The sequence below is a fragment of the Streptomyces sp. SAI-127 genome (assembly GCF_029894425.1).
Taxonomy (GTDB): domain Bacteria; phylum Actinomycetota; class Actinomycetes; order Streptomycetales; family Streptomycetaceae; genus Streptomyces.
Genome location: NZ_JARXYJ010000001.1, coordinates 1,708,976 through 1,731,926, shown reverse-complemented (window position 1 = coordinate 1,731,926; position 22,951 = coordinate 1,708,976). Strand labels below are relative to the sequence as shown.

Sequence of the window (22,951 nt, the reverse complement as noted above, 5' to 3'; positions counted from 1 at the left end):
AATCCGGTAGGAAGGACTCCGCCTCCGTGGCCCAGCAGACCGACATCCGCGCAGGCGGAGCCTCCTCGAGACCCACCGCGCACGACACCTCCGTCCTCGACAACGCCGTATGGGCCGCCCTCGACGGCCCGCACGCCCACCTCGCCGAACGCGTAGGCCGCGCCGCCCGCTACCCGGCGGACGTCTACGCCTTCGCCGCCCTCGCCGATCCCGGCGACCCGGCCGCCTGGGCCGACCTGCTCACGCTCGTCGGCCCCGGAACCACCGTACGGATCAAGCCCGTTGAGACGGTCCCGGACGGCTGGGAGGTCGTCGGCGGGGGTGGGGGTACCTCTCATGCCCTTAAGGCTATGGGGGAGGGCGTCCAACTCGTCGACACCGCGCTGCGCGCCGAACCGGCCCCCGAGGCGGTACGGCTGGGCCCCGACGACGTACCCGAGATCCTGGACCTGGTCGCCCGCACCAAGCCGGGACCCTTCCTCAAGCGGACCATCGCACTCGGCACCTACCTCGGCATCCGGGACCAAGGGCGGCTGATCGCCCTCGCCGGTGAGCGGATCCGCCCGCCCGGCTGGACCGAGATCAGCGCGGTCTGCACCGACCCCGCGTACCGGGGCCGGGGCCTCGCCACCCGCCTGGTACGCGCGGTCGCCGCCGGTATCCGGGAGCGCGGCGACATCCCGTTCCTGCACGCCGCCGCCGACAACGCCGACGCGATCCGGCTCTACGAGTCGATCGGTTTCACTCTGCGCCGCCGCTCGCCCATCCTCCAGGTCCGCAGTCCAGGAACATCCCACCAGGGCGCGGTGTTGTGACTCACGACGAGATCCGCCGGGCGCCGTCGCGCGTCCAGAAGGAGGAGGTGACGGGCGTGATCAGCACACTCCGCTCCGCCCACCTCCACTCCCGGCCCCACATCGATCTCCTGCGCGTGTCCACCGCGCTCTGTTGTTCCTGACCCGTTCAGTTGCCCCAGCCGCCGTGCCCCGCCCTCCTGCGGGCCGGCCCTCTCGTACGGATCTTCAGGAAGGCACCCACCCGTGTCCCCCTCTTCTTCGTCTCCCTCCTTGCTGCATCTCGCCGTCGCTCTGGACGGCACCGGCTGGCACCCCGCCTCCTGGCGCGAGCCAGAGGCCCGGCCCCGTGAGCTGCTCACCGCCGGATACTGGGCCGACCTGGTCGCCGAGGCCGAGCGCGGCCTGCTGGACTTCGTCACCATCGAGGACGGCCTCGGCCCGCAGTCCTCCCACTTCCTCGACCCCGACGAGCGCACCGACCAGGTACGCGGCCGGCTCGACGCCGTCCTGATCGCCTCGCGCATCGCCCCTCTCACCCGGCACATAGGCCTGGTCCCGACCGCGGTGGTCACCCACACGGAGCCCTTCCACCTCTCCAAGGCCATCGCGACCCTCGACTACGTCAGCACCGGCCGCGCGGGCCTGCGGGTCCAGATCACCGCGCGCCCCAGCGAGGCAGCGCACTTCGGCCGCCGCACCATCCCGCGTATCGAGGCCTACGACAGCCCCGAGACCCAGGAACTCGTCACCGACCTCTTCGACGAGGCCGCCGACCACGTGGAGGCCGTGCGCCGGCTCTGGGACAGCTGGGAGGACGACGCCGAGATCCGCGACGCCGCCACGGGCCGCTTCATCGACCGGGACAAGCTGCACTACATCGACTTCGAGGGGAAGCACTTCAGCGTCAAGGGCCCCTCCATCACGCCCCGACCGCCGCAGGGCCAGCCGCTCGTCACCGCCCTCGGTCACCAGACCGTCCCCTACCGGCTCATCGCCCGCCAGGCCGACGTCGGCTACGTCACCCCGCACGACACCGACCAGGCCCGCGCGATCGTCGCCGAGATCCGCGCCGAGCAGGAGACGGCCGGCCGTGCCGACGAACTCCTGCATGTCTTCGGCGACTTGGTCGTCTTCCTCGACGACGACCCCGCCGAGGCCGCCGCCCGCCGGGACCGTCTCGACACCCTCGCGGGAGAGCCGTACCAGAGCGACGCCCGCATCTTCACCGGCACTCCTTCCCAACTCGCCGACCTGCTCGGTGAGTTCCAGGCCGCCGGCCTCACCGGCTTCCGGCTGCGGCCCGCCGTCCTCGGCCACGACCTCCCGGCGATCACCCGCGGTCTGGTCCCCGAACTCCAGCGCCGGGGCGCCTTCCGCACCGACTACGAGGCCGACACCCTGCGTGGCCTGCTGGGCCTCGACCGCCCCGCCAACCGCTACGCCGCCGCCTGAGCCTCTGAGTCTTCGAGCCGGAAGGACCGCACATCATGAGCAAGCCGCTGAAGCAGATCCACCTGGCCGCGCATTTTCCGGGCGTCAACAACACCACCGTGTGGAGCGACCCCGAGGCCGGCAGCCATATCGAGTTCAGCTCCTTCGCGCACTTCGCGAAGACCACCGAACGCGCCAAGTTCGACTTCCTGTTCCTCGCCGAGGGCCTCCGGCTGCGGGAACAGGGCGGGAAGATCTACGACCTGGACGTCGTCGGCCGCCCCGACACCTTCACCGTCCTCGCCGCGCTGGCCGCCGTCACCGAGCACCTCGGCCTGACCGGCACCATCAACTCCACGTTCAACGAGCCCTACGAGGTGGCCCGCCAGTTCGCCAGCCTCGACCACCTCTCCGGCGGCCGCTCCGCGTGGAACGTCGTCACCTCCTGGGACGCCTTCACCGGCGAGAACTTCCGCCGCGGCGGCTTCCTGCCCCAGGAGGAGCGCTACTCCCGCGCCAAGGAGTTCCTCGCCACCACCCAGGAGCTCTTCGACTCCTGGCACGGCGACGAGATCCTCGCCGATCAGGAGTCGGGCGTGTTCCTGCGGGACGCGAAGCCCGGCTCCTTCGTGCACACCGGCCAACACTTCGACATCCACGGGCAGTTCAACGTCCCGCGCTCCCCGCAAGGCCGTCCGGTCGTCTTCCAGGCCGGCGACTCCGAGGAGGGCCGGGAGTTCGCCGCGTCCAGTGCCGACGCGATCTTCAGCCGGTACGCCACCCTCAAGGAGGGCCGGACCTTCTACACCGACGTCAAGAACCGCCTCGCCAAGTACGGCCGCCGCCACGACCAGTTGCTGATCCTGCCCGCCGCCTCCTTCGCCCTCGCGGACACCGACGCCGAGGCCGAGGAACTGGCGCGGACCGTCCGACGCCAGCAGGTCAGCGGCGCCACCGCGCTGAAGCACCTGGAGTTCGTCTGGAACCGGGACCTGTCGTCGTACGACCCCGAAGGACCGCTCCCCGACATCGACCCGGACGTCAGCGACAACCACATCTCCAAGGGGCGTGCCCAGGTCCGGATGTACCGGGACCCGCTGGCCACCGCCCGCGAGTGGCGCGAACTGGCCGCCGCCAACAACTGGTCCATCCGCGACCTGGTCATCAACACCGGCAACCGGCAGAACTTCGTCGGCTCCCCGGAGACGATCGCCCGCACGATCAACGAGTATGTGCAGGCCGACGCGAGCGACGGCTTCATCCTCGTCCCGCACATCACCCCGACCGGCCTCGACGCCTTCGCCGACAAGGTCGTCCCGCTCCTCCAGGAACAGGGCGTCTTCCGCACCGAGTACGAGGGCCCGACCCTCCGCCACCACCTCGGCCTCGCCCACCCGGACGACCTCCAGGACGAACAGCGGGTGGCGTCGTGAAGCGAGGTCACTCCTCCCAGTCGAGCTGATGCCCGGGCGTACCCACCGACCGCCCGTACGCCACCGCTTCGGCGCGGCCCGCCCCGTCGCCGCGCCGATAGCGGAACACCTTGCCCGCGAAGACGACCACGCGCTCGTCCCCGGCGGTGAAATCCGCGTACCAGCCGAGCTCCGGCTCCAGCGCCGAGGCCAACGCGTCCGCGAGCGCGCCGACGTCCTCGCCGTCGGTCTCCCACTCGACGAGCGTCCACACCGGCGGCTGCGCGTCGCTCGTCCCGCCGATCTCGACCCTGCTGACCTTCCGCAACCGCAGCCCGCGCGGCTCGAACACCGCGCCGGGCCGAAGGCTCTCGCCGATGACGTATCCGGTGATCATGTGCTGTCTCCCTGCTGATCGGGGGCTCCGCGGATGACGCTACGGCCGTATGGCTGACATCCTCTGTCAGTCATACGGCCGTCAGTCATACGTCGATGAGGTGATCGCCCGATGCGTGCGGACCGGCTGCTGTCCCTCCTGCTCACCCTCCAGTCCCGCGGAGGGATGACGGCACGTCAACTCGCCGCGGAACTCGAGGTGTCGGTCCGTACCGTCTACCGGGACCTGGAGGCGCTGAACGCGGCGGGGGTACCGGTGGTGGCGAGCGGTGGCCCTGGCGGCGGCTGCCGTCTCATGGAGGGCTGGCGCAGTCCGTTGCTCGGAATCAGCGCGGAGGAGGCGACGGCCCTGCTGGCGGTCGCCTCCGGGGGCGGTCCGCTGGAACGGATCGCGCTGGGCGACGCGCTGGCCCAGGCGCGCCTGAAACTGCTGTCCGCCCTGCCGGCGGCGGGCCGCGAGCAGGTGAGCCTGACGGCGAGCCGCTTCCACATCGACACCCAGGCCTGGTTCAAGCCACCCGAACCGGTCGCGCACCTCGCCGTGCTGGTCGATGCCGTACGACGGGACAGGCGGCTGCGTCTGCGGCACGTGCAGCGTGCCGTCTGGTCCGACGTGGACCCCCTGGGCCTGGTCGCGAAGGCGGGCATCTGGTACCTGGTCGTACGGACCGACCGGGGCGTCCGCGCCCACCGGGCGTCGAGAATCACGGAGGCGGAACTCCTGCCCGAGACCTTCGCCCGCCCCGCCGACTTCGACCTGCCTGCCTATTGGGCGCGCTGGACCACCGAGTTCGAGGCGAGTCTGGACCAACTCCCGGTCACGGTACGGCTGTCGGCGGCGGGGCTCGCCGCACTCCCGCAGGTACTCGGCGACACGGAGTCGGCGGCACGGGCGGTCCCCGACCCCGAGGAACCCGGCCGGCACCGCCTGGTCCTCCACTTCGACGACCGGCGCACCGCCTGCCGCCGTCTGCTCGGCTTCGGCCCCGACGCCGAGGTCCTCGAACCGGCGGACGTCCGCGCAGAGTTGGCGGAGACCGCGCGCCGCACGGCCGCCCGTTACCGGGACGCGCCCGACCCCATGCCATGATCGACGCCATGGCCGTCCGAATCGACCTCGCCGATGTCAGCGACCTCCACCAGGTCCTGGCCGACCACGCCCGCTACTGGGGCGAGCGCGACCTGCGCGCCCTCCACCTCACGGCCCTGGTGCAGGAGTTCGGCTCCACGTGCCTGGTCGCCAGAGCGGAGGACGGCATCCGCGGCTACCTCTTCGGATTCGTCACCCCCGACCACACCGGCTACGTACACCTGATCGCCACCCGCGACGACACCCGCGGCACAGGCCTCGGCCGTACCCTCTACCAGGCGTTCACCGAGGCCGCCCGCGGGCAGGGAGCGGTCCGCCTCAAGGCCATCACCTCGGTCACCAACGAGGGCTCGATCGCCTTCCACCGCAGCCTCGGCTTCGACGCCCGAGTGGTGGAGGACTACGACGGCCCCGGCCGCCCCCGCGTCGTCTTCACCCGGGACCTGCTGTGAGGATCGCATCGAGGAGAGGGCCCAGCGAATCCTCGGGCTCCTGTCCCGCGGTGTCGACCACGAGGCGGTCCCGCTGCCACGGCTCGTACTCCCGGTCGACGATCTGCTGCCAGGTGGGCAGCGGCAGGTCGGGGATGTCCACCGAGCGCGAGTCCGCGCGGCGCCGGTGCTCGTCCGGATCGGAGCAGACGATCTCCACCTCGACCACGGGCACCCCGGCCCTCGTCGCGGCGCCGCACCAGGCATCGCGCGTGATCGCCAGCGGGTTGACGGACTCAGCGATCACCGTGAGACCCTGCCGCAGCTGCTCCTCGGCGAGGGCGTACCCCACGACATAGCCCACCGGCCCCACGGGATGCCGGGCCAGTCCGGAGCGGACGACCGCCTGCTCGATGGTGTCGACCCGCAGATGGACCGCGCCCGTCCTGGAGGCCAGAAGTCGCGCGAGGGTGGTCTTGCCGGTGGCGGGCAGGCCGCCGATGACGATCAGCATGCCCCACACCCTTTCACCACGCGCACGCCGTGTGGCCGGCGCACGTCTCCCTCCCCCGAAGGTGACGTGCGCCGGCCATTCCCCCGGCGCCGGACAGCGGTCCAGCCTCGCCCGTGCGGCCCGTCTGTGCTGTCACCAGCACATGACCGCGGTTTCCCCCGAACCCCACGCGGAGTACAGGCGCACACGGACGAAGTAGCGGCGGCCCTTCACGAGACGGGCCCTGATCGTGGCGTTGTGCGGAGTGCCTCCGTCGTCCCGGCCGGTGAGATAGCGGGGTTCCCCGTCCCGCTCCTCGAAGACCACGACGACGGTGTCGCTGTCGCCGAAGGTGCCCACGGTGTACTCGCGGGTCTCCGGCGGTTCCACGGTGAAGTCGGCCTGCTCACCCGGTCCGAGCCCGAGCGGCGCGGACCGGAAGGGCACCAGCGCCGGCGGCCGGGTCGGCTCGGTCGGCGGGTACCAGCGCAGGACGTACTCCTTGTCGGCGGCCGACAGGGTGCCGGGCGGGTCGAGGCCCGCGCGGAACTGCTCCGGCTCCAGGATCAGCCCCGCCTCGAAGGCGTACTCCATGATCGACTGCGGGTCCCAGACGGTGCCGTTCACCTCGTCCGGGTCGAGCTTGCGCAGGATGTTGAAGAACGTCCGGTCCCGGCTCCAGAAGTTCGGCGGGCCCGCCAGATCGGCGTAGACGGCCTCGTCGTCCCAGTGGATCCCGGCGAACGGACTCTGGTGCTCGTGCAGCATGCCGAGCGAGTGCCCGATCTCGTGCAGGGCCGTCCCGCGTCCCCCCGGCGCGGTCAGGTCCCAGCCGAAGTTCATCGTGCGCTCGTTCAGACCGACCTGGAGCGCGTCCCTGCCCACCGTCGACCAGGAGCCGTCGCCGAGCTGGAACCCGATGCGCAGTTCGGCCTCCGAGCGGTCGCCGACCTCGGTGATCGTGACGCCGATCCCCAGGTCCTGCCACTCCTGGAAGCACTCGCGCACCACGTCCCGCTGCTCCTTGTCGCCGACCCACGACACCCGACGGGACTGCCCCGTCCCCGGAACCGGAATGACCGACCCGTCGGTGTCGCCGTCGAAGAAGCAGTAGTGCAGGACCGTGCTGTTGACCCACATCCGGCTGCCGCCGATGAGCGCACTCAACCGCTCGGCGGCCAGCCCCGGGGCGAACGCCGGAGCCGACTGCTGCGCGAGTGAGCAGTAGCGTGCGGTCATGGGGTTCAGCGTGCCGTGAGGCGTCTCGGGACGCCTGAGTCGGGGGCTACTCAAGTCCCCCTGTATCAGGACTGAGTAGCGGCGCTCTTGCTTCCGTGATGACATTCGAACGGGACGCGAAGACCCTGGAACTGCCCTTGCCGTTCACCGGGCGGGAGGACGAACTCGAGCTGGTCCGCAGGTCCGTCGCCGGGGGGCGGCACGGCATCGTGGTCACCGGTCCCGCGGGCCGGGGCAAGACCCGGCTCGTCACGGAGGCCGTGCGCGGCACCGACTGTGCCAGGGTGGCGGGCACGCCCGAGACCCGCGGGCTCCCGTTCGCCGCCTTCGCGCACCTTGTTCCGGAGACCGCGTCCCTGCACCGCGCGGTCCAACTCTTGTCAGGCGTACGGCTGCTGGTCGTCGATGACGCCCATCTGCTGGACGACGCCTCGGCGGCCCTGGTCCACCAGCTCGCCGTGCACGGCCGCACCCGTCTGCTGGTCGTCGCCACGGACGGGGCCCGCGCGCCGGGCGCGATCTCCCGCCTGTGGACCGGAGAGCTCCTGCCGCGCCTCGCGCTGGAGCCGTTGCCCCGCGAGGAGACCGCGCAGCTGCTCGCGGCCGGCGTCGGCGGCCTCGAAGCCCTCACCGTCAACCGGCTGTACCGCATGTGCCGGGGCGATCTGCGACTGCTGCGCGAGTTGGTGGACGCGGTGCGCGAGCAGGGGCTGCTGAACCAGGTCCCGGACTCGGCCGAGTGGGAGTGGCGCGGCCCGGTGCCGGTCACCGCGACCGTCCGCGAGCGCACCGCGCACCTTTTCGACCGCACGGGGCCCGGCGAGCGCGAGACGCTGGACCGCCTGGCGTTCGGCGAGCCGCTCCCCGTGGACGCCGGCACGCTCGATCTGGACGCCCTGGAACGCCTGGAGGCCGACGGTCTGGTCCACGTCGACGAGCAGGGCACCGCCCGTCTCGCCCACCCTCTGCACGCCCCGGTGCTGCGAGCCGCCGCCGGACGCCTGAAGACGCTGCGCCTGGCCCGCACCCCGGCCCACTGTGCGGTGGCCCTGGAGACCGAGACGGCCGCACTGGCCCGGGCGATCGGCGAGACGGACGTACGGGCCGTCTCCGCGCCGGTGGGGGAGTGGCTCCTGGACGAGGGCACCGGCGTCCCGGCCCGGCACGCCGCGGTACGGGCGCGGTTCGCACGCCTGCGGGGGGAACTGCGGGAGGCCGCGGCCTGGGCGAGGGAGGGACTGCGGGCTGCTGCCGACGACCCGGCCTGCCGTCTCGAACTCGCCCTGGCCGCGGCACAGTCGGGGCAGCCGGACCTCGCCGCATTGCCGGCCGGCCCGGGCGTCGACCGATCCCCTGAGCCCTCGACCGGGTCCGACGACGACGGGCCAGCCGTCGTCCCGGCCGGGTCCACGGCACCGGAATCCGTCGAGTCCCGGGGCTGCCGGTCCGGTGACAGCCGACTCGCCGACCCTCTCCAACCGCCCGCGCCCGTCATGGACTCCGGCCCCCTCCAACCACCCGCAGCCGTCGTCGACTCCAGTACTCCCCAACTCACCGCAACCCCCACCGGGTCGAGCGGCGCAGCCGACTCGCGGGAGGTCGCGGGCGGTTCGGTGGCCACCTGGTGGGCCGCCGCACGCGGTGATCTCGACGCGGCCCTCGGCACGGTCGGCGAGGAGCCGTACGACGCCGTCCGGCTCGGCGCACCCGAGCGGGCCGTCGGCCGGCTGACCGGTGTCTTCGCCGAACACGCCGAGGCGCTCGCCCACGACGACGGTCCTGCCCTCGACCGGGCGGCGCGAGCCCTGGAGGAGCGCGGCTTCCTGCTCTTCGCCGCCGAGGCGTACGCCCAGGCCGTACGGTCGCACCGGGACCCCAGTGCCGCCCGCACCTCACGCACCCGAGCCGTCGCCCTGGCCCGGCGCTGCCAGGGCGCCCGCACCCCGGCCCTGGCCGGGCTGGTCCTCGGCGAACTCACCGCCCGCCAGCGGCAGATCGTCACCCTCGCGGCCGCCGGCCTGAGCAACCGCCAGATCGCGGAGAAGCTCACCCTGTCGATCCGCACGGTCGGCAACCACCTCTACAGCGCGTACGCCCGCCTCGGTGCGAGCGACCGCGACGCGCTGCCGTGCCTGGTCGAGCTGCCGGAGGCGCAGCCGGCCTGAGCCGTACCCCGGACCGGGGCGGTCTGACCCCCAGTATTCGGGGGAGGGGTCAGGCCGCCCCACACATCACCCACTCGGGCATCACGCCGCCCCGAACGCCGAGAACGCCCACCCCGTCGCCTGATGCACCGAGTCCCCCGGCAGCGAGGCCCGCGCGTCGCGCAACGCCTCCGCCATGGACGCCCCCGTACTGAGCCCCTTGTGCAGCGTGAGCATCAACGGCACCACCGCCTCGTCGTTGACCGGCGCGCTGCACGCCACCACTCCCGCCGTGCCCAGCGGCAGCAGCGCGGTGACCAGGCCGAGCAGCTCGTCGGCGCCCACCGAGGCGAACCGGGCGGTGTCGCAGCAGGACAGGATGATCCGGTACGGGCTGCGGTCCAGGCGCTCGAAGTCGTGGACGATGAGCGGCCCGTCGGCCATCCGCAACGCCGAGAACAACGGGCTGTCCGCACGGAACGTGCCATGCGCGGCGATGTGCGCCAGCGCCGCCCCGTCCAGTTCCGCCAGCACCCGCGGCACGCGCGCGTCGTCGTACTCCAGGACGGTCGCGGAGCCGTGCCGCCCGGCCAGTTCGGGCACCTCGGCGCCCCCGGTCGCGAGGCCCGGCCCGCGAACGAGCACCTGACGCCCGCCCGGGGGCGGCACGGTCTCTCTCGCCCGCAGCCAGCTGCTCGCCGACGGCGACACGCTGAACACCCGTTCCCGCAGCGAGGGCAGCAGCGCCCACGGCACCCGGTGCAACCGCCCCGGCGGCACCACCACGACCGGTCCGGAGCCCAGCTGCGCCGCGGCCGGCCCGAGCAGCAGCTCCTCCAGCCGCCGTCCGGCCGCCTCCACCACCGGAAGCCGCGCCTCGGCCCCCGGATGGGCCAGCCGCCTGAGCCCCGCCTGGACGTGCTCCGCCTCGCGCTCCGCGTCGGCCAGCAACCCGCCCTCGAACCGCCGCACCCGCCCCTGCGCGCACAGCAGCACCTGAACCCGCCCGTCGAGCACGGCCAGTTCGACCAGCCGTACGTCGTCACCGAGCCGTTCCAGCAGCCTGCGGGGGTCGAACCGGTAGCCGTCACCGGGCGCGTCTCCCCGCATGTGGAGGGTCCGGGAGCGGATCTCCCGTTCCAGGCGCCGCTGTTCACGCTCCAGCGTCGGCACCGGCCGGCCCTCCATCCGAGCCGCCTCCGCCCGGGCCGCGATCTCCCGGAACGCGGTCAGGCCACTGAGCAGTTCGGGATCGGCCGGCGGGCGGGTCGGCGGCGCGGACAACACCGTGGCCCGCCAGCGCTCGCTCCACACCAGCAGCCGCCGCGGCCCGCCCGAGGCGAGCGAGGCCCGCGCGGCGAGCCCGGCCAGCTCAGCGCCCTGAGCGGTGGCCCGTGCCCGGAGTTCCGAGGCACCGAGCGTCGTACGGTGGTGGTCGAGCACGTCGAGACCCCGGCGACAGGCCTCGAGCACCCGCCGGTCGGAGCCCACGGCCCGCGCCCACAGCGCCTGCGCCGCCCACCCCGTCATCCGCGCCAGCGGCGGCCCGCTGTGCCGGCTGCGGGCCGCCACCTCCAGATGCCGCTGGGCGTCCTCCCGCCACCCCAGGCCGAGCGCGATCCGGCCCGCGAGCAGTGAGGCCTCCGGGGCGGCGGGCGCGCCGAAGGAGGCCAGCCGGTCGGCGACCGCGGCCGCGTCCGCGACCAGCCGTCCCGAGCCGCGCCCGGCGGCGACCCGCGCCTCGATCAGCACCAGCCGCGCATGCGTCTCCCACCAGGTGCGCCGCTGTCCCGCGAACAGCCGTACGGCCAGGTCGGCGCGCGCGATCGCGGTGTGGGCGTCCCCCGCGAGCCGGGCCGCCCGCGCCGCGGCGAGCAGCAGCTCCGCCTTGCGGGTGGACTGCCCGCCGATCCCGTCCAGCACCCCGATCGCCGCGTCCGCCTCCGCGAGCGCCTCCGGGGCGAGCCCCGCCGCCATCAGGACCTCGCAGCGCCTGATGTTGAGCATGAACATCGGCGTGCCGAGCTTGGCGTACCGCTCCTGCGCCTCGTCGAGCAGCCGCAGCGCGGCGGGTATGTTCCCCGACCGGTACGCGGCCAGCCCCCGGCTCTCCACCGCGTCGGCCTTGTCGTGCTCCTGGCCCGTGGTGTCCCACAGCGCCTCCGCCGCCGTGAAGTCGGCGTCCGCCCGCTCCACCGCCCCGAGCGCCAGATGCACGGTGGCCCGCAGGGTCAGTGCCCGCGCCGTCCAGATCACGTCGTCGGCCTGCCGCAGCACAGGAACCGCCCGCCGTACGTCCTCCAGCGCCGCCCGGTGATGCCCGAGGACCCAGGACGCGTAGGCACGCCGGAACAGGACGCGCGCGCGGGTGTGCCCGCTGCCGACCTCCACCCCCCGCTCCAGCGCCGCCAGACCCTGCCGGGTCCGCCCGGCGTGGACCAGCGCCACACCGAGCGCGGCCAGCACGTCCGCCTCCCGGTCGGCCGACTCCGAGCGCGCCGCGAGATCGCGGGCCCGGCGCAGATGGTCCAGGGCGATCCGCATGTCGCCCCAGTCCCGCTGCCAGATGCCGATCACCTGATGGGCGACGGAGGCGTGCAGCGGTGAGGGATCCGAGCCGAGTACTTCCTCTGCCCTCGCCAGCGCCTGGTTGGGGGCGGCGAACACCATCGGCAGAAGTTCGAGAACCGAGTCGCTTCCCGCTGTCACTCCATGGATGGTAGTGGCCCAGGTGGCAGGCCACACCGGTTTGGCGCTGTATCAATCACCGGCCCCGCGGCTCTGACTGACGACCGCCGCCTCAGTGGAAGGGAACGCCATGGCACCTCAGCGATTCCACGAGCAGTTCGACCAGATCCAGCGCTCCATGCCCGACGTCCCGCTGGCACTGGGACCCGACGACGCCTCGGAGTTCATCTACGAGAAAGGTGTCGTGCTCGCCCGCGACGGGCGCGACGCGGCGCTCGTCGAGGAGACCGTGCGCACCCACTTCACCGAGGCGACCGGTCTGACCGGCGACCATGTGCGCCGGGACAGCCCGGAGACCAACCGCTCGGGCATCACCCGGATCAAGGTCGGCGACCCGGGCCACGGCGACCGGCGCGGCGACCGTGCCGTCACCCACGCCCTGCGCGCCATGAGCGAGCGCGAGGGGCGCGCCGGACACCGACTCGTCAGCCGCAACCACGTGGTGTCGATCGCGGTCAACTCCTGCCCCGGCGACGAGCCCGTGCCCGCCGCGCTCAGCCAGGGCACCAACCCGGCCCCCGCGGAAGCCGGTCACGACCCCGACACCGCCGTGGGGGTCCTCGTCGTCGACAACGGACTCACCCACGACCACGGCCTGGTCCCGCTGCTCGCCCACGTCGAGGGCGACCTGCACGGCACCGAGACCGACGGGGCCGGCAACCTCCTCCAGTACGTCGGCCACGGCACGTTCATCGCCGGTGTCCTCGCGGCCGTCGCGCCCAACACCGACATCACCGTCCGCAACACCCTCAACGACGCGGGCGCCATCCTGGAGTCCGAGCTCGGCGAGAAACTCTTCGAGGCCGTCGCCGACGGCTGGCCCGACCTCATCAGCCTCTCCGCGGGCACCTCCAACGGCCGCAGCGACGGACTGCTCGGCATGGACGCCTTCATGCAGGAACTGCGCACCCACGGCACCCTGCTGGTCGCCGCGGCCGGCAACAACGCCAGCGCCAGCCCCTTCTGGCCCGCCGCCTACGCCGACCTGCCCGAGTACCAGGACGTCGTCCTGTCGGTCGGCGCGCTGCGCGGCGACGGCGAGTTCGGCGCCTGCTTCAGCAACCACGGCTCCTGGGTGAAGGTCTACGCCCCGGGCGAGCGGCTCACCAGCGCCCTCACCGGCTTCGACGCGCCCGTGCCGTACCTCTACCAGCACTCCACCTACGAGGCCTGCAGGTACGGCTTCACCTACGTGTGCACCTGCCAGTCCCCCTCCCACGTCGGCGTGTTGAGCGAGGACGGCACCCCGGCCAAGCCGGACCAGGTGATGTTCGAGGGGTACGCCCACTGGAGCGGCACCTCCTTCGCGACCCCGGTCGTGGCAGGCCTGGTCGCCGCCCACATGACCGCGAACAAGGAGACCGACCCGCGCGCCGCCCGGCAGCAGCTGCTCGCCACGAACACGCAGTTCGCCGAAGTGCGCGGGGCGCACGTACCGGCGCTGAGGCCGGCCGGCTGGCGCCCGGTGCCGGTCGTGCAGCGCCCTGTCGGCGCATGACGGCCGGAGTGGTCCCTTCCACGGCGTACGATGACTTGCCGTACACGAGGGGTGGGACCGTGGACCGAGCAGACGTCGGTGCGCTGGTCCAGTCCGCCGTCGACGGTGACGCGGCGGCCTGGAAGGCGCTCGTGGAAGGGCTGAGCCCACTGGTGTGGTCCGTCGTGCGCGCGCACCGTCTCTCCGACGCCGACGCGCACGAGGTGTACCAGACCGTGTGGTTCCGCTTCGCCCAGCACCTCGGGCGGATCCGCGAACCCGACAAGGCCAAGTCCTGGCTGGCGAGCACCGCGCGCCACGAGAGCCTGAAGGTGCTCAAGAGCTTAAGGCGGCTGACCGTCACGGACGATCCGCAGCTCCTGGACCGGATCAGCGAGGACCGTACGCCCGAGCAGTCGTTCATCGACTCCGAGGAGGCCGCCGCCCAGAGCGAGCGTGTCCGGTACCTGTGGCAGGAGTTCGAGGAACTCGGCGAGCGCTGCCGGCAGTTGCTGCGCATCCTGATGGCCTCGCCGAAGCCCGGATACCAGGAGGTGTCCGCCGCCCTGGGGATCGCGGTGGGCAGTATCGGACCACTGCGCCAGCGCTGCCTGCGGCGGCTGCGGGCGCGGCTCGAAGCCCGGGGGGCGGTATGAGCGACATGAACGACGATCGGGACGATCAGGACGCAGTCTTCGACGAAGAGACGTCGCCGGACGAGGAGTTCGCCCTCGAACTGCTGGAGGAGGAGCTACGGCAGGCGACGGCCATCCTGGACCCCGTACCGCCCGCCCTGCGGCAGATCGCCGTCGAGGCGTTCGCGCTGCACGACCTGGACAGCCGGATCGCCGAGCTCACCTTCGACTCGGTGGTGGACGCCCTTCCGGTGAGGGGAGCGACGGGGGCGCCGCGGATGCTGACCTTCCACGCGGGCGAGGTGACGGTCGACGTCGAACTCACCCCGCAGGGCCTCATGGGGCAGGTGCTGCCGCCCCAGTCGGCCCGGATCGAGGTGCTCAGCGGTCCCCAGGCGGGCTCGCCGCTCGCGACCGACGACATGGGGCGCTTCCTCTACGAGGCGTCGCCCGCCGGTCCCTTCGCCCTGCGGCTGCGGACCGGTGAAGGAGTGATCGTCACCGACTGGCTCACCGTCTGAACCGCACGTCAGGAGAGTCCAGAGAGTCCACGAGAGCGGCGAGTGCCTGCGCGAGCCGGTGGAGCCCCGGCCCGGCGGGCCCGCCCGGTTCCGTCATGTACGTGTCCCGCCGGATCTCCACCATCAGGGCACTCACCCGGGGCTCGCGGCCGTAGAACTCCAGCGGCACGTACGTCCCACCGAACGGACTGTCCAGCCCGACGTCCCCGAACGCCTCCCGGGCCGCGGCGAGCAGTTCGGGCGGGGTGTGGAAGGAGTCGGTACCGAGGCAGACCGGCGGCCGTGGCCCCGCGCCGTGCAGCTCGTAGGGCAGCGGCGCGCTGGGATAGGAGTGCACGTCGATGACGACGGCCCGCCCGGTGACGGCCAGCCGCTCGGCCACGGCGTCCGTCATCGCCCGGGCGTACGGCCGGAAGTAGCGCGCGAGGAGCGGCTCGGGGTCGGTGCCCGCGGGCCGCAGCTCCGCCCCGTGCGTGGTCCGCGTGTACACGGCCCCCATCCCCACGGCGAGCATCTCCTCCCGCCCGTCCGGAAACCGCTCGGGATCGACGACCAACCGCGAGAGCCGGTTCACGAACCGCCACGGCATCAGGCGGGCCCGACGCGCCGCCTCCTCGGCGAGCCGGGCCGTGTGCGCGTCCACGATGTGATCGAGCTCCCGCTCCAGCGCGACGTCGTCCAGCACGATCCCGGCCCGTACCTCGGCCGGTATCTCCCGCGCCGAGTGCGGCACATGGAGGATCACCGGCGACCGCCCGGCACCGGGCAACAGGTCGAACGAGGTCATACGGCTGCTCCCGGGGCGTTGTCAGTGGCGTGGTGCACCATCTCAGCATGAACATCAGCAACCAGCAGGTGACCGCCCACTCGTTCCTCGAGGCGCTCTACCGGGACGGCTACTACCCCGACCGCGCGGTGGACCGGGGCAAGGAGATCCTGCTGCGGCTGTGCGAGCGGATCGAGGCGGACCGGCCCGCCGACCTGTCCGCGCTGTACGTGCTGACCCAGGCGGCCACCGAGGAGTTCAACGACCTGCAGGACGACGACTTCGACATCGAGACCGTGGCCCGCGAGGAGATAGCCGAGAACTTCTGGTTCGTGGCCGGCGCCTACGGCTTCGCGGACGCCGACGTCGAGGAGCTCATCGCGACCCGGGACTGGTGACTGTCACCCCACAGCGGAGACGACCTCGCCCCGGCCGGGCAGCTGCCGGCCGGGGCGAGGTCACGCGGCGAGCCTGGGTCAGCTCAAGGACGCCAGCGTCTCGTTCCACGTCGTCGACGGGCGCATGATCTTCGCGGCCTTGGCCGGGTCGGGCCGGTAGTAGCCGCCGATGTCGGCCGGCTTGCCCTGGACGGCGTTCAGCTCTTCGACGATCTTCTGCTCGTTCGCGGCGAGCGTCTCGGCGAGCGGGGCGAAGGCCTTCGCCAGGTCCGCGTCGTCGGTCTGCGCGGCCAGCTCCTGGGCCCAGTACAGGGACAGGTAGAAGTGGCTGCCGCGGTTGTCGATGCCGCCGACGCGACGGGTCGGGGACTTGTCCTCGTTGAGGAAGGTCGCCGTGGCGCGGTCGAGGGTGTGGGCGAGGACCTTCGCACGGGAGTTGCCCGTGAAGTCGGCGTACTGCTCCAGGGACGGGACCAGCGCGAAGAACTCACCGAGGGAGTCCCAGCGCAGGTAGTCCTCCTTGACCAGCTGCTGGACGTGCTTCGGCGCGGAGCCGCCGGCGCCCGTCTCGAACAGGCCGCCGCCCGCCATCAGCGGGACGACCGACAGCATCTTGGCGCTGGTGCCCAGCTCCAGGATCGGGAACAGGTCGGTCAGGTAGTCACGCAGCACGTTGCCGGTGACGGAGATGGTGTCCTCGCCGCGGCGGATGCGCTCCACCGACAGCTTGGTCGCCTCGACTGGGTTGAGGATCCGGATGTCCAGGCCCTCGGTGTCGTGCTCCGGGAGGTACGCGTTGACCTTGGCGATCAGGTTGGCGTCGTGCGCGCGGGTCTCGTCCAGCCAGAACACGGCCGGGTTGCCGGTGGCGCGGGCGCGGGTGACGGCCAGCTTCACCCAGTCGCGGATCGGGGCGTCCTTGGTCTGGCAGGCGCGGAAGATGTCGCCGGCGGAGACCGTCTGCTCGATGACGGCGTTGCCGTTCTGGTCGACGAGGCGGACCGTGCCCGTGGTCCGGATCTCGAAGGTCTTGTCGTGGGAGCCGTACTCCTCGGCCTTCTGCGCCATGAGGCCGACGTTCGGGACGGAGCCCATGGTCGACGGGTCGTAGGCGCCGTTGGCACGGCAGTCCTCGATCACGGCCTGGTAGACACCGGCGTACGACGAGTCCGGCAGCACCGCGAGGGTGTCGGCCTCCTGGCCGTCCGGGCCCCACATGTGGCCGGAGGTGCGGATCATGGCCGGCATCGAGGCGTCCACGATCACGTCGGACGGCACGTGCAGGTTGGTGATGCCCTTGTCGGAGTCGACCATCGCCAGGGCAGGGCCCTCGGCGAGCTCGGCGTCGAAGGACGCCTTGATCGCGGCGCCCTCGGGCAGGGACTCCAGGCCCTTGTAGATGCCGCCCAGACCGTCGTTCGGGGTCAGGCCGGCCGCGGCGAGCGTCTGGCCGTACTGAGCGAAGGTCTTCGGGAAGAACGCGCGCACCACGTGACCGAAGATGATCGGGTCGGAGACCTTCATCATCGTGGCCTTCAGGTGCACGGAGAACAGCACGTCCTCGGCCTTCGCGCGGGCGATCTGCGCGGTGAGGAACTCCCGCAGCGGGGCCACGTGCAGCACCGAGGCGTCGACGACCTCGCCCTCGAGAACCGGTACGGACTCGCGCAGCACGGTGGTGGAGCCGTCGTCGCCGACCAGCTCGATCCGCAGCGAGCCGGCCTCGGAGATCACGACGGACTTCTCGGTGGAGCGGAAGTCGTCCACGCCCATCGTCGCCACGTTGGTCTTGGACTCCGGCGACCAGGCGCCCATGCGGTGCGGGTGGTTCTTGGCGTAGTTCTTGACCGAGGCCGGGGCGCGGCGGTCGGAGTTGCCCTCACGCAGGACCGGGTTCACGGCGGAACCCTTGATCTTGTCGTAGCGGGCCTGGATGTCCCGCTCCTCGTCGGTCTTCGGGTCGTCCGGGTAGTCCGGCAGCGCGTAGCCCTGGGCCTGAAGCTCGGCGACGGCGGCCTTGAGCTGCGGGATCGACGCCGAGACGTTCGGCAGCTTGATGATGTTGGCCTCGGGCGTCTTGGCCAGTTCGCCCAGCTCGTGCAGGGCGTCCGGGATCCGCTGGTCCTCGGTCAGGTACTCCGGGAACACGGCGATGATGCGCCCGGCCAGCGAGATGTCCCGCGTTTCCACGGAGACACCCGCCTGCGAGGCGTACGCCTGGACCACCGGCAGGAAGGAATACGTCGCCAGGGCCGGGGCCTCGTCAGTGTGCGTATAGATGATGGTCGAGTCAGTCACCGGGTGCTCCGCTCCACGTCTGCAACATTGCTCGACATCAAGATATCTCGTGATCCCGCCGGTCTCGACAGCGGTCCTCGCCTACTTCCGAAGATCCCGCACCTCCCCCGGGGCAACCGAAGCGTCTGATCTTGTGGTCATGCAGGTTGATCGCACTCATCCGACGGCCGGACCCGACCACCCGGCCGCCCGAGGGAAAGCAGACCATGAGATATCGCACCAGAGTGACGGCCCCGGCAGCTCTGCTCGGCACCGTGGCGGCCCTGTCCGTGGCCTCCCCGGCGCACGCTGACCCGGAGACCGGCACCCCTGGCCCGGAGACCCTCGGGGATCCCGTCTTCCCGAGCCTCGGCAATGACGGCTACCGCGTCTTCGCCTATCACCTCGACCTCGCGTACGACGCCACGACCCGGCTCGTCGACGCGACGGCGACCCTGAAGCTCACCACCACCCAGGAGCTGAGCCGCCTCTCCCTGGACGCGCTGGGCCTCGACGTGCACGAGGTGCTGCTCGACGGCGTCCCGGCCGCCCGGGAGCAGACCGGCGAGAAGCTGCGGATCACCCCGGCCGCCCCCCTGGCCGCGCGGACCACGGCGGCCGTGACCGTGACGTACACGGCGGACCCGCGGGCCGCCCTCGCCCACACCGCCTGGGTGCCCACCCCGGACGGCTTCGCGGTCTGCCCCCAGCCCCACTCGGCGCACACCGTCTTCCCGTGCAACGACCACCCCTCGGACAAGGCGGACTTCACCTTCCGCATCACCGTCCCGGTCGGACTCAGGGGCGTCGCGAGCGGCCATCTGGTGAGCACCGAGGACCTCGGCGACGGCCGGACCGCGTACTGCTACCGGTCCCGGGAGCCGATCGCCACCGAGATCGTGCAGATCACGGTCGGCGACTACGTGATCAAGGACCGGCAGGGGCCGCACGGACTCCCGCTCAGGGACGTCGTACCGACCGCCCGGGCCACCGCTCTGGAGCCCGCGCTCGCTCTCACGCCGAACCTGGTGAGCTGGATCGAGCAGCGGCTCGGGGCCTTCCCGTTCGAGACGTACGGCCTGCTGCCGTGCAACAACGACGCCTCGGACGCCTTCGACTTCACGGGTCTGGAGACCCAGACCCTCACCCTGTACAAGCCGAACTTCCTGCTTCAGGCGGAGAAGAGCATCGGCTCGCACATGATGCACGAGCTGGTCCACTCCTACTTCGGCAACAGCGTGAGCCCGGCGACCTGGTCCGACCTGTGGCTCAACGAGGGCCACGCCGACTTCTACGGGCTGCTCTACCGCTACGAGCGCGGCTGGGCCGACTCCCTCGGTCTCACCACGATGGAAGCGCGCATGAAGGACACCTACGCGCGCGGCGACCAGTGGCGCAGGACCTCGGGCCCGGTCGCCGCCCCGAACGAGGCCAACCTCTTCGACAGCCAGCGCTACCTCGGCGGCGTCCTCGTCCTGTACGCGCTGCGCCGGCAGGTCGGCGAGAGCGTCTTCAGCGCGATCGAGTCCACCTTCCTGGAGCGCTTCCGCAACGCCTCGGCGTCGACCGGCGACTACATCGCGGTCGCCTCGGAGGTCTCCGGCTCCGACCAGTCAGGCTTCCTGCGGGACTGGCTCTACGGCACCAGGACCCCGAGGATGCCCGGTCACCCGGACTGGACGGTGACGCCGGTCAGCTCCGCGCTGCGGCAGCCGCAGAACCGGACGGACGGCCACTGGCACGACAACTCGGCGACCCTCTAGCGGACTCAGTCGAGCCGGGCGGAGGGCACCTCGCCCGGCTCGATCACGGTCTCCGCGCCGCGCTGCTGGGGAATCGACACCGAGCCCTGCTGGAGGGCCACCGTCCGCGTCGGCGCCGGAATCCGGATGCCCTCCTCGCGGTAGCGCTTGTGCAGCTGCTTGATGAACTCGTGCTTGATCCGGAACTGGTCGCTGAACTCGCCGACGCCGAGGATGACCGTGAAGCCGATGCGGGAGTCGCCGAAGGTGTGGAAGCGGACCAGCGGTTCGTGCTCCGGGACCGCGCCCTCGATCTCCGTCATGACCTGGGTGACGACCTCGCAGGTGACCCGCTCGACGTGGTCGAGATCGCTGTCGTAGGCCACCCCGACCTGCACCAGGATCGTCAACTGCTGCTCGGGACGCATGAAGTTGGTCATGTTCGTCTTGGCGAGCTCGCCGTTGGGCACGACGATCAGGTTGTTGGAGAGCGCGCGGACCGTCGTCTGGCGCCAGTTGATGTCCTCGACGTAGCCCTCCTCGCCGCTGGCCAGCCGGATGTAGTCGCCGGGCTGGACGGTCTTGGAGGCGAGGATGTGGATGCCCGCGAAGAGGTTGGCGAGGGTGTCCTGGAGGGCGAGCGCGACCGCGAGACCGCCGACGCCGAGGGCGGTGAGCATCGGCGCTATGGAGATGCCGAGGGTCTGCAGGACGACCAGGAAACCGATCGCCAGGACCAGCACCCTCGTGATGTTGACGAAGATCGTGGCCGAACCGGCGACCCCGGAGCGGGACGTGGTGACCGTCCGCACGAGCCCTGCGACCAGCCGGGCCGCCGCCACCGTGACGACGAAGATCAGCAGCACGGTCAGCACCTGGTTGACGGTGTGCTGGACCGCCTTGGTCAGCGGCAGCGCCGCCGCCGCGACGGCGATGCCGCCCGCGACCGCCGCCGACGGCACCACGGTCCGCAGCGCGGCCACGAGGACGTCGTCGCCGCCCCACTTGGTGCGGTCCGCGTGCTTGCCCAGCCACTTGAGCAACATGCGCAGCAGGAAAGCCGCCACCAGGCCCGCCACCACGGCGATGCCGGCGCCGACCATGTCGTCCATGGTGAGATCCCGTTGAAATGCCGTCACGTTGCCACCTGTTCGAAATTGCGGGATGTGCGATCGCGTCGGCCGTGTGAAGGTTCCGTGGCCGACGCGACCGCTCATCCTGCCGTATCCGGCACGGGAGTTCGTAGTCGGCCCGGTGGCGGACGGCGGGGTTTCAGACGATGCCCTCGGAGAGTTCGGCCTGCTCCCGGTCGGAGTACGCGGCGGTCGTGGGCGTTCCGTACGACCGCCGGGCCACGAACCACCACACCGTGGCAAGAAGCAGGACGACGGCCAGGGCGACGGAGGCGTAGTTCATCGTGTCCACCGTCACCGGCGAGGACTGCGGCAGACAGAACAGCACCGTCACACAGGCCACCCACACCACAGCCGTCCATCCGACGGGCTTGCTCCACCGCCCCAGGCTCCACGGACCCGGCTGAAAACGGCTCCCCGCGCGCAGCCGCAGCAGGATGGGGATGGCGTACGCGGGTGTGATGCCGATGACGTTGATCGCGGTCACCGCGCCGTAGGCGGTCGCCGAGTACAGCGAGGGCAGGGCGAGCACTCCGGCGACCACGACCGACAGCCATACGGCGGCCACCGGGGTCTGGGTACGGGCGCTGACCTTCCGCCAGAGCGCCGAACCCGGCAGGGCCTTGTCCCGGCTGAACGCGAACACCATCCGGCTGGCCGCGGCCACCTCGGCGTTGCCGCAGAACAGCTGCGCCACGATCACCACGACCAGGAGTGCGCTCGCGCCGTCCGTACCGAGGCCGTCGAGCAGGATCTGCGCCGGCGGCACCCCGGTCTCACTGGTGCGCGTGGCGTCGTAGTCCTGGATCGCGAAGGTGAGCCCCGCGAGCAGCACGAACCCGGCGATCCACGACACCCAGATGGAGCGCACGATGCCCTTCGCCGCCGAGACCGACGCGTTGGAGGTTTCCTCGGACAAATGGGCGGAGGCGTCGTAGCCGGAGAACGTGTACTGCGCGAGCAGCAGGCCGATCGCGGCCACGTAGACGGGGTTGTGCCAGCCGGTGCGTAGCCGGCCGCCTCCGCCAGCCGTCCCGAGGACGCCCGCGCGTACAGGAACTGAAGCATCCGGTGGTGGGCCTCACGGTTGTACGGGTCCCGCTTGCCGGCCTCGGCCAGCAGACCCCACGGCCCCGGCGGCAGCATCGGCCCCGGCGGTTCGACGCGGTGCTCCTCCCACAGCAGCCGGTGGTCCAGCTGGGCCAGGGCCAGCAGGCACACCCAGGGCACCGGGTCGTGGGCCGCGACCCGGGCTGCGGTCCGGCTGACGTCCCAGGCCTCGATCCACAGTTCGTGCGTACGGCGGTGGTGCTCGCGCCGGGCCCGCAGCGCGCGCTCCACGGCGACCCTGGCCCGCATCACCGTGGCCGGCACACTTCCGGGCTCCTCGGTGAGCCAGGTCCGGACGACGTCGGTGCCCGCGGCCGCCGCGGCCAGCACCTGGGTGCGCTGGGTCCACTGCCACCAGGCGGTGGTCCGTTCCAGCAGCGTGCGCATCGACATCCACCGCCCGGCGCGGACCTCCTGGAGGGCCGCGCGCAGTTCCGGATCGTGGCCGGCGGGATCGTAGACGGGGCGTGCTCCTTCTCTGGCCATCACCAGCCCGCCCCGGACGTGTGACCGGGCAGGACGGCAAGGTGGAGTAACAACAGCCCTCCTCGGGGCGGCGGTTGAGGAGATCGCGTTGGTCGGAGGTCACTATAGGGGCGTGGATTCGAGGGCACATCACCTTCGCGATCATTCAGAACTTCTTTTCACAGAAGGGGAGTTGACTGGTGATCGGCCAGTCGACGCGACCGATTCGCCGCTGCCGGGGGCCCC

General features: G+C 71.8%; 19 protein-coding genes and 2 pseudogenes. 12 read left to right on the top strand and 9 right to left on the bottom strand.

All coding sequences use genetic code 11. The annotated features are described in order from the left end of the window. Positions 1–44 precede the first annotated feature (44 nt). The 4 genes from M2157_RS08205 to M2157_RS08195 all read left to right on the top strand — a co-directional run bounded on the left by M2157_RS08205 (position 45) and on the right by M2157_RS08195 (position 3,661). Entirely contained in the window at positions 45–815 is a 771-nt protein-coding gene (locus tag M2157_RS08205) for a GNAT family N-acetyltransferase (RefSeq protein ID WP_280863725.1), read from the top strand. After that, entirely contained in the window at positions 812–958 is a 147-nt protein-coding gene (locus tag M2157_RS49105) for a putative leader peptide (protein ID WP_311716125.1), read from the top strand. Before M2157_RS08205 ends, M2157_RS49105 begins: the two co-directional genes overlap by 4 nt. A gap of 82 nt (positions 959–1,040) precedes the next feature. Next, positions 1,041–2,249, top strand: a complete 1,209-nt coding sequence (locus tag M2157_RS08200; RefSeq protein ID WP_280861158.1) for an LLM class flavin-dependent oxidoreductase — start codon at positions 1,041–1,043, stop codon at positions 2,247–2,249. A gap of 35 nt (positions 2,250–2,284) precedes the next feature. Continuing rightward, entirely contained in the window at positions 2,285–3,661 is a 1,377-nt protein-coding gene (locus M2157_RS08195; RefSeq protein ID WP_280864888.1) for an NtaA/DmoA family FMN-dependent monooxygenase, read from the top strand. Between the two features lie 7 nt (positions 3,662–3,668). Here the strand turns inward: M2157_RS08195 and M2157_RS08190 are convergent, their stop codons facing one another. Then, complete coding sequence (locus M2157_RS08190; protein ID WP_280861156.1) at positions 3,669–4,037, bottom strand: hypothetical protein; 369 nt, start codon at positions 4,035–4,037, stop codon at positions 3,669–3,671. A 111-nt stretch (positions 4,038–4,148) separates the two neighbouring features. Between M2157_RS08190 and M2157_RS08185 the strand changes: the two genes are divergently transcribed. Next, positions 4,149–5,126: a WYL domain-containing protein gene (locus M2157_RS08185; RefSeq protein WP_280864887.1), complete on the top strand. Its 978-nt coding sequence runs from the start codon at positions 4,149–4,151 to the stop codon at positions 5,124–5,126. Between the two features lie 8 nt (positions 5,127–5,134). Continuing rightward, positions 5,135–5,578 (top strand): GNAT family N-acetyltransferase, encoded by a 444-nt coding sequence (locus M2157_RS08180; protein ID WP_280864886.1) that lies wholly within the window; start codon positions 5,135–5,137, stop codon positions 5,576–5,578. On the opposite strand, the gene M2157_RS08175 is transcribed toward M2157_RS08180, so the two are convergent. Beyond that, on the bottom strand, positions 5,559–6,071 hold the full coding sequence (locus M2157_RS08175; RefSeq protein ID WP_280861153.1) for an AAA family ATPase: 513 nt from the start codon (positions 6,069–6,071) through the stop codon (positions 5,559–5,561). The two genes, M2157_RS08180 and M2157_RS08175, sit on opposite strands and share 20 nt — an antisense overlap. A gap of 132 nt (positions 6,072–6,203) precedes the next feature. Then, entirely contained in the window at positions 6,204–7,289 is a 1,086-nt protein-coding gene (locus tag M2157_RS08170) for a M12 family metallopeptidase (protein WP_280864885.1), read from the bottom strand. Between the two features lie 98 nt (positions 7,290–7,387). Here M2157_RS08170 and M2157_RS08165 point away from each other — a divergent pair, with 98 nt between their 5' ends. Further along, the gene (locus M2157_RS08165) at positions 7,388–9,454 is read left to right on the top strand and encodes a LuxR C-terminal-related transcriptional regulator (protein ID WP_280864884.1); all 2,067 of its coding nucleotides are present in this window, start codon (positions 7,388–7,390) and stop codon (positions 9,452–9,454) included. Between the two features lie 81 nt (positions 9,455–9,535). Here the strand turns inward: M2157_RS08165 and M2157_RS08160 are convergent, their stop codons facing one another. Further along, positions 9,536–12,103, bottom strand: coding sequence for a CHAT domain-containing tetratricopeptide repeat protein (locus M2157_RS08160; RefSeq protein WP_280863724.1), 2,568 nt, complete (start codon positions 12,101–12,103; stop codon positions 9,536–9,538). Between the two features lie 148 nt (positions 12,104–12,251). On the opposite strand from M2157_RS08160, the gene M2157_RS08155 reads away from it, so the two are divergent. Genes M2157_RS08155 through M2157_RS08145 form a run of 3 tightly spaced genes read left to right on the top strand, consistent with a single transcriptional unit; the run spans position 12,252 to position 14,814 of the window. Then, positions 12,252–13,679, top strand: coding sequence for a S8/S53 family peptidase (locus tag M2157_RS08155; RefSeq protein ID WP_280864883.1), 1,428 nt, complete (start codon positions 12,252–12,254; stop codon positions 13,677–13,679). A 59-nt stretch (positions 13,680–13,738) separates the two neighbouring features. Then, positions 13,739–14,314 (top strand): sigma-70 family RNA polymerase sigma factor, encoded by a 576-nt coding sequence (locus M2157_RS08150; RefSeq protein WP_266392925.1) that lies wholly within the window; start codon positions 13,739–13,741, stop codon positions 14,312–14,314. Between the two features lie 5 nt (positions 14,315–14,319). Beyond that, positions 14,320–14,814, top strand: a complete 495-nt coding sequence (locus M2157_RS08145) for a hypothetical protein (RefSeq protein WP_280868177.1) — start codon at positions 14,320–14,322, stop codon at positions 14,812–14,814. On the opposite strand, the gene M2157_RS08140 is transcribed toward M2157_RS08145, so the two are convergent. Beyond that, positions 14,804–15,601, bottom strand: coding sequence for an N-formylglutamate amidohydrolase (locus M2157_RS08140; RefSeq protein ID WP_280864882.1), 798 nt, complete (start codon positions 15,599–15,601; stop codon positions 14,804–14,806). The genes M2157_RS08145 and M2157_RS08140 overlap by 11 nt on opposite strands. A gap of 47 nt (positions 15,602–15,648) precedes the next feature. Between M2157_RS08140 and M2157_RS08135 the strand changes: the two genes are divergently transcribed. Further along, a complete protein-coding gene (locus M2157_RS08135) occupies positions 15,649–15,978 on the top strand; it encodes a DUF5713 family protein (RefSeq protein WP_280864881.1) in 330 nt (109 codons plus the stop codon). A 78-nt stretch (positions 15,979–16,056) separates the two neighbouring features. Here M2157_RS08135 and M2157_RS08130 read toward each other — a convergent pair whose 3' ends face one another. Next, positions 16,057–18,276, bottom strand: a complete 2,220-nt coding sequence (locus M2157_RS08130) for an NADP-dependent isocitrate dehydrogenase (RefSeq protein ID WP_280864880.1) — start codon at positions 18,274–18,276, stop codon at positions 16,057–16,059. Between the two features lie 206 nt (positions 18,277–18,482). Between M2157_RS08130 and M2157_RS08125 the strand changes: the two genes are divergently transcribed. Next, positions 18,483–20,018, top strand: a complete 1,536-nt coding sequence (locus M2157_RS08125; RefSeq protein WP_280864879.1) for a M1 family metallopeptidase — start codon at positions 18,483–18,485, stop codon at positions 20,016–20,018. Between the two features lie 5 nt (positions 20,019–20,023). On the opposite strand, the gene M2157_RS08120 is transcribed toward M2157_RS08125, so the two are convergent. The 3 genes and pseudogenes from M2157_RS08120 to M2157_RS08110 all read right to left on the bottom strand — a co-directional run. Then, positions 20,024–21,109: a mechanosensitive ion channel family protein gene (locus M2157_RS08120; RefSeq protein WP_280863723.1), complete on the bottom strand. Its 1,086-nt coding sequence runs from the start codon at positions 21,107–21,109 to the stop codon at positions 20,024–20,026. A 160-nt stretch (positions 21,110–21,269) separates the two neighbouring features. Beyond that, positions 21,270–22,136, bottom strand: a pseudogene (locus M2157_RS08115) (amino acid permease); the annotation flags it as partial. After that, positions 22,136–22,726: pseudogene (locus M2157_RS08110) on the bottom strand (hypothetical protein); the annotation flags it as partial. The pseudogenes M2157_RS08115 and M2157_RS08110, both read right to left, overlap by 1 nt. Positions 22,727–22,951: the final 225 nt, after the last annotated feature.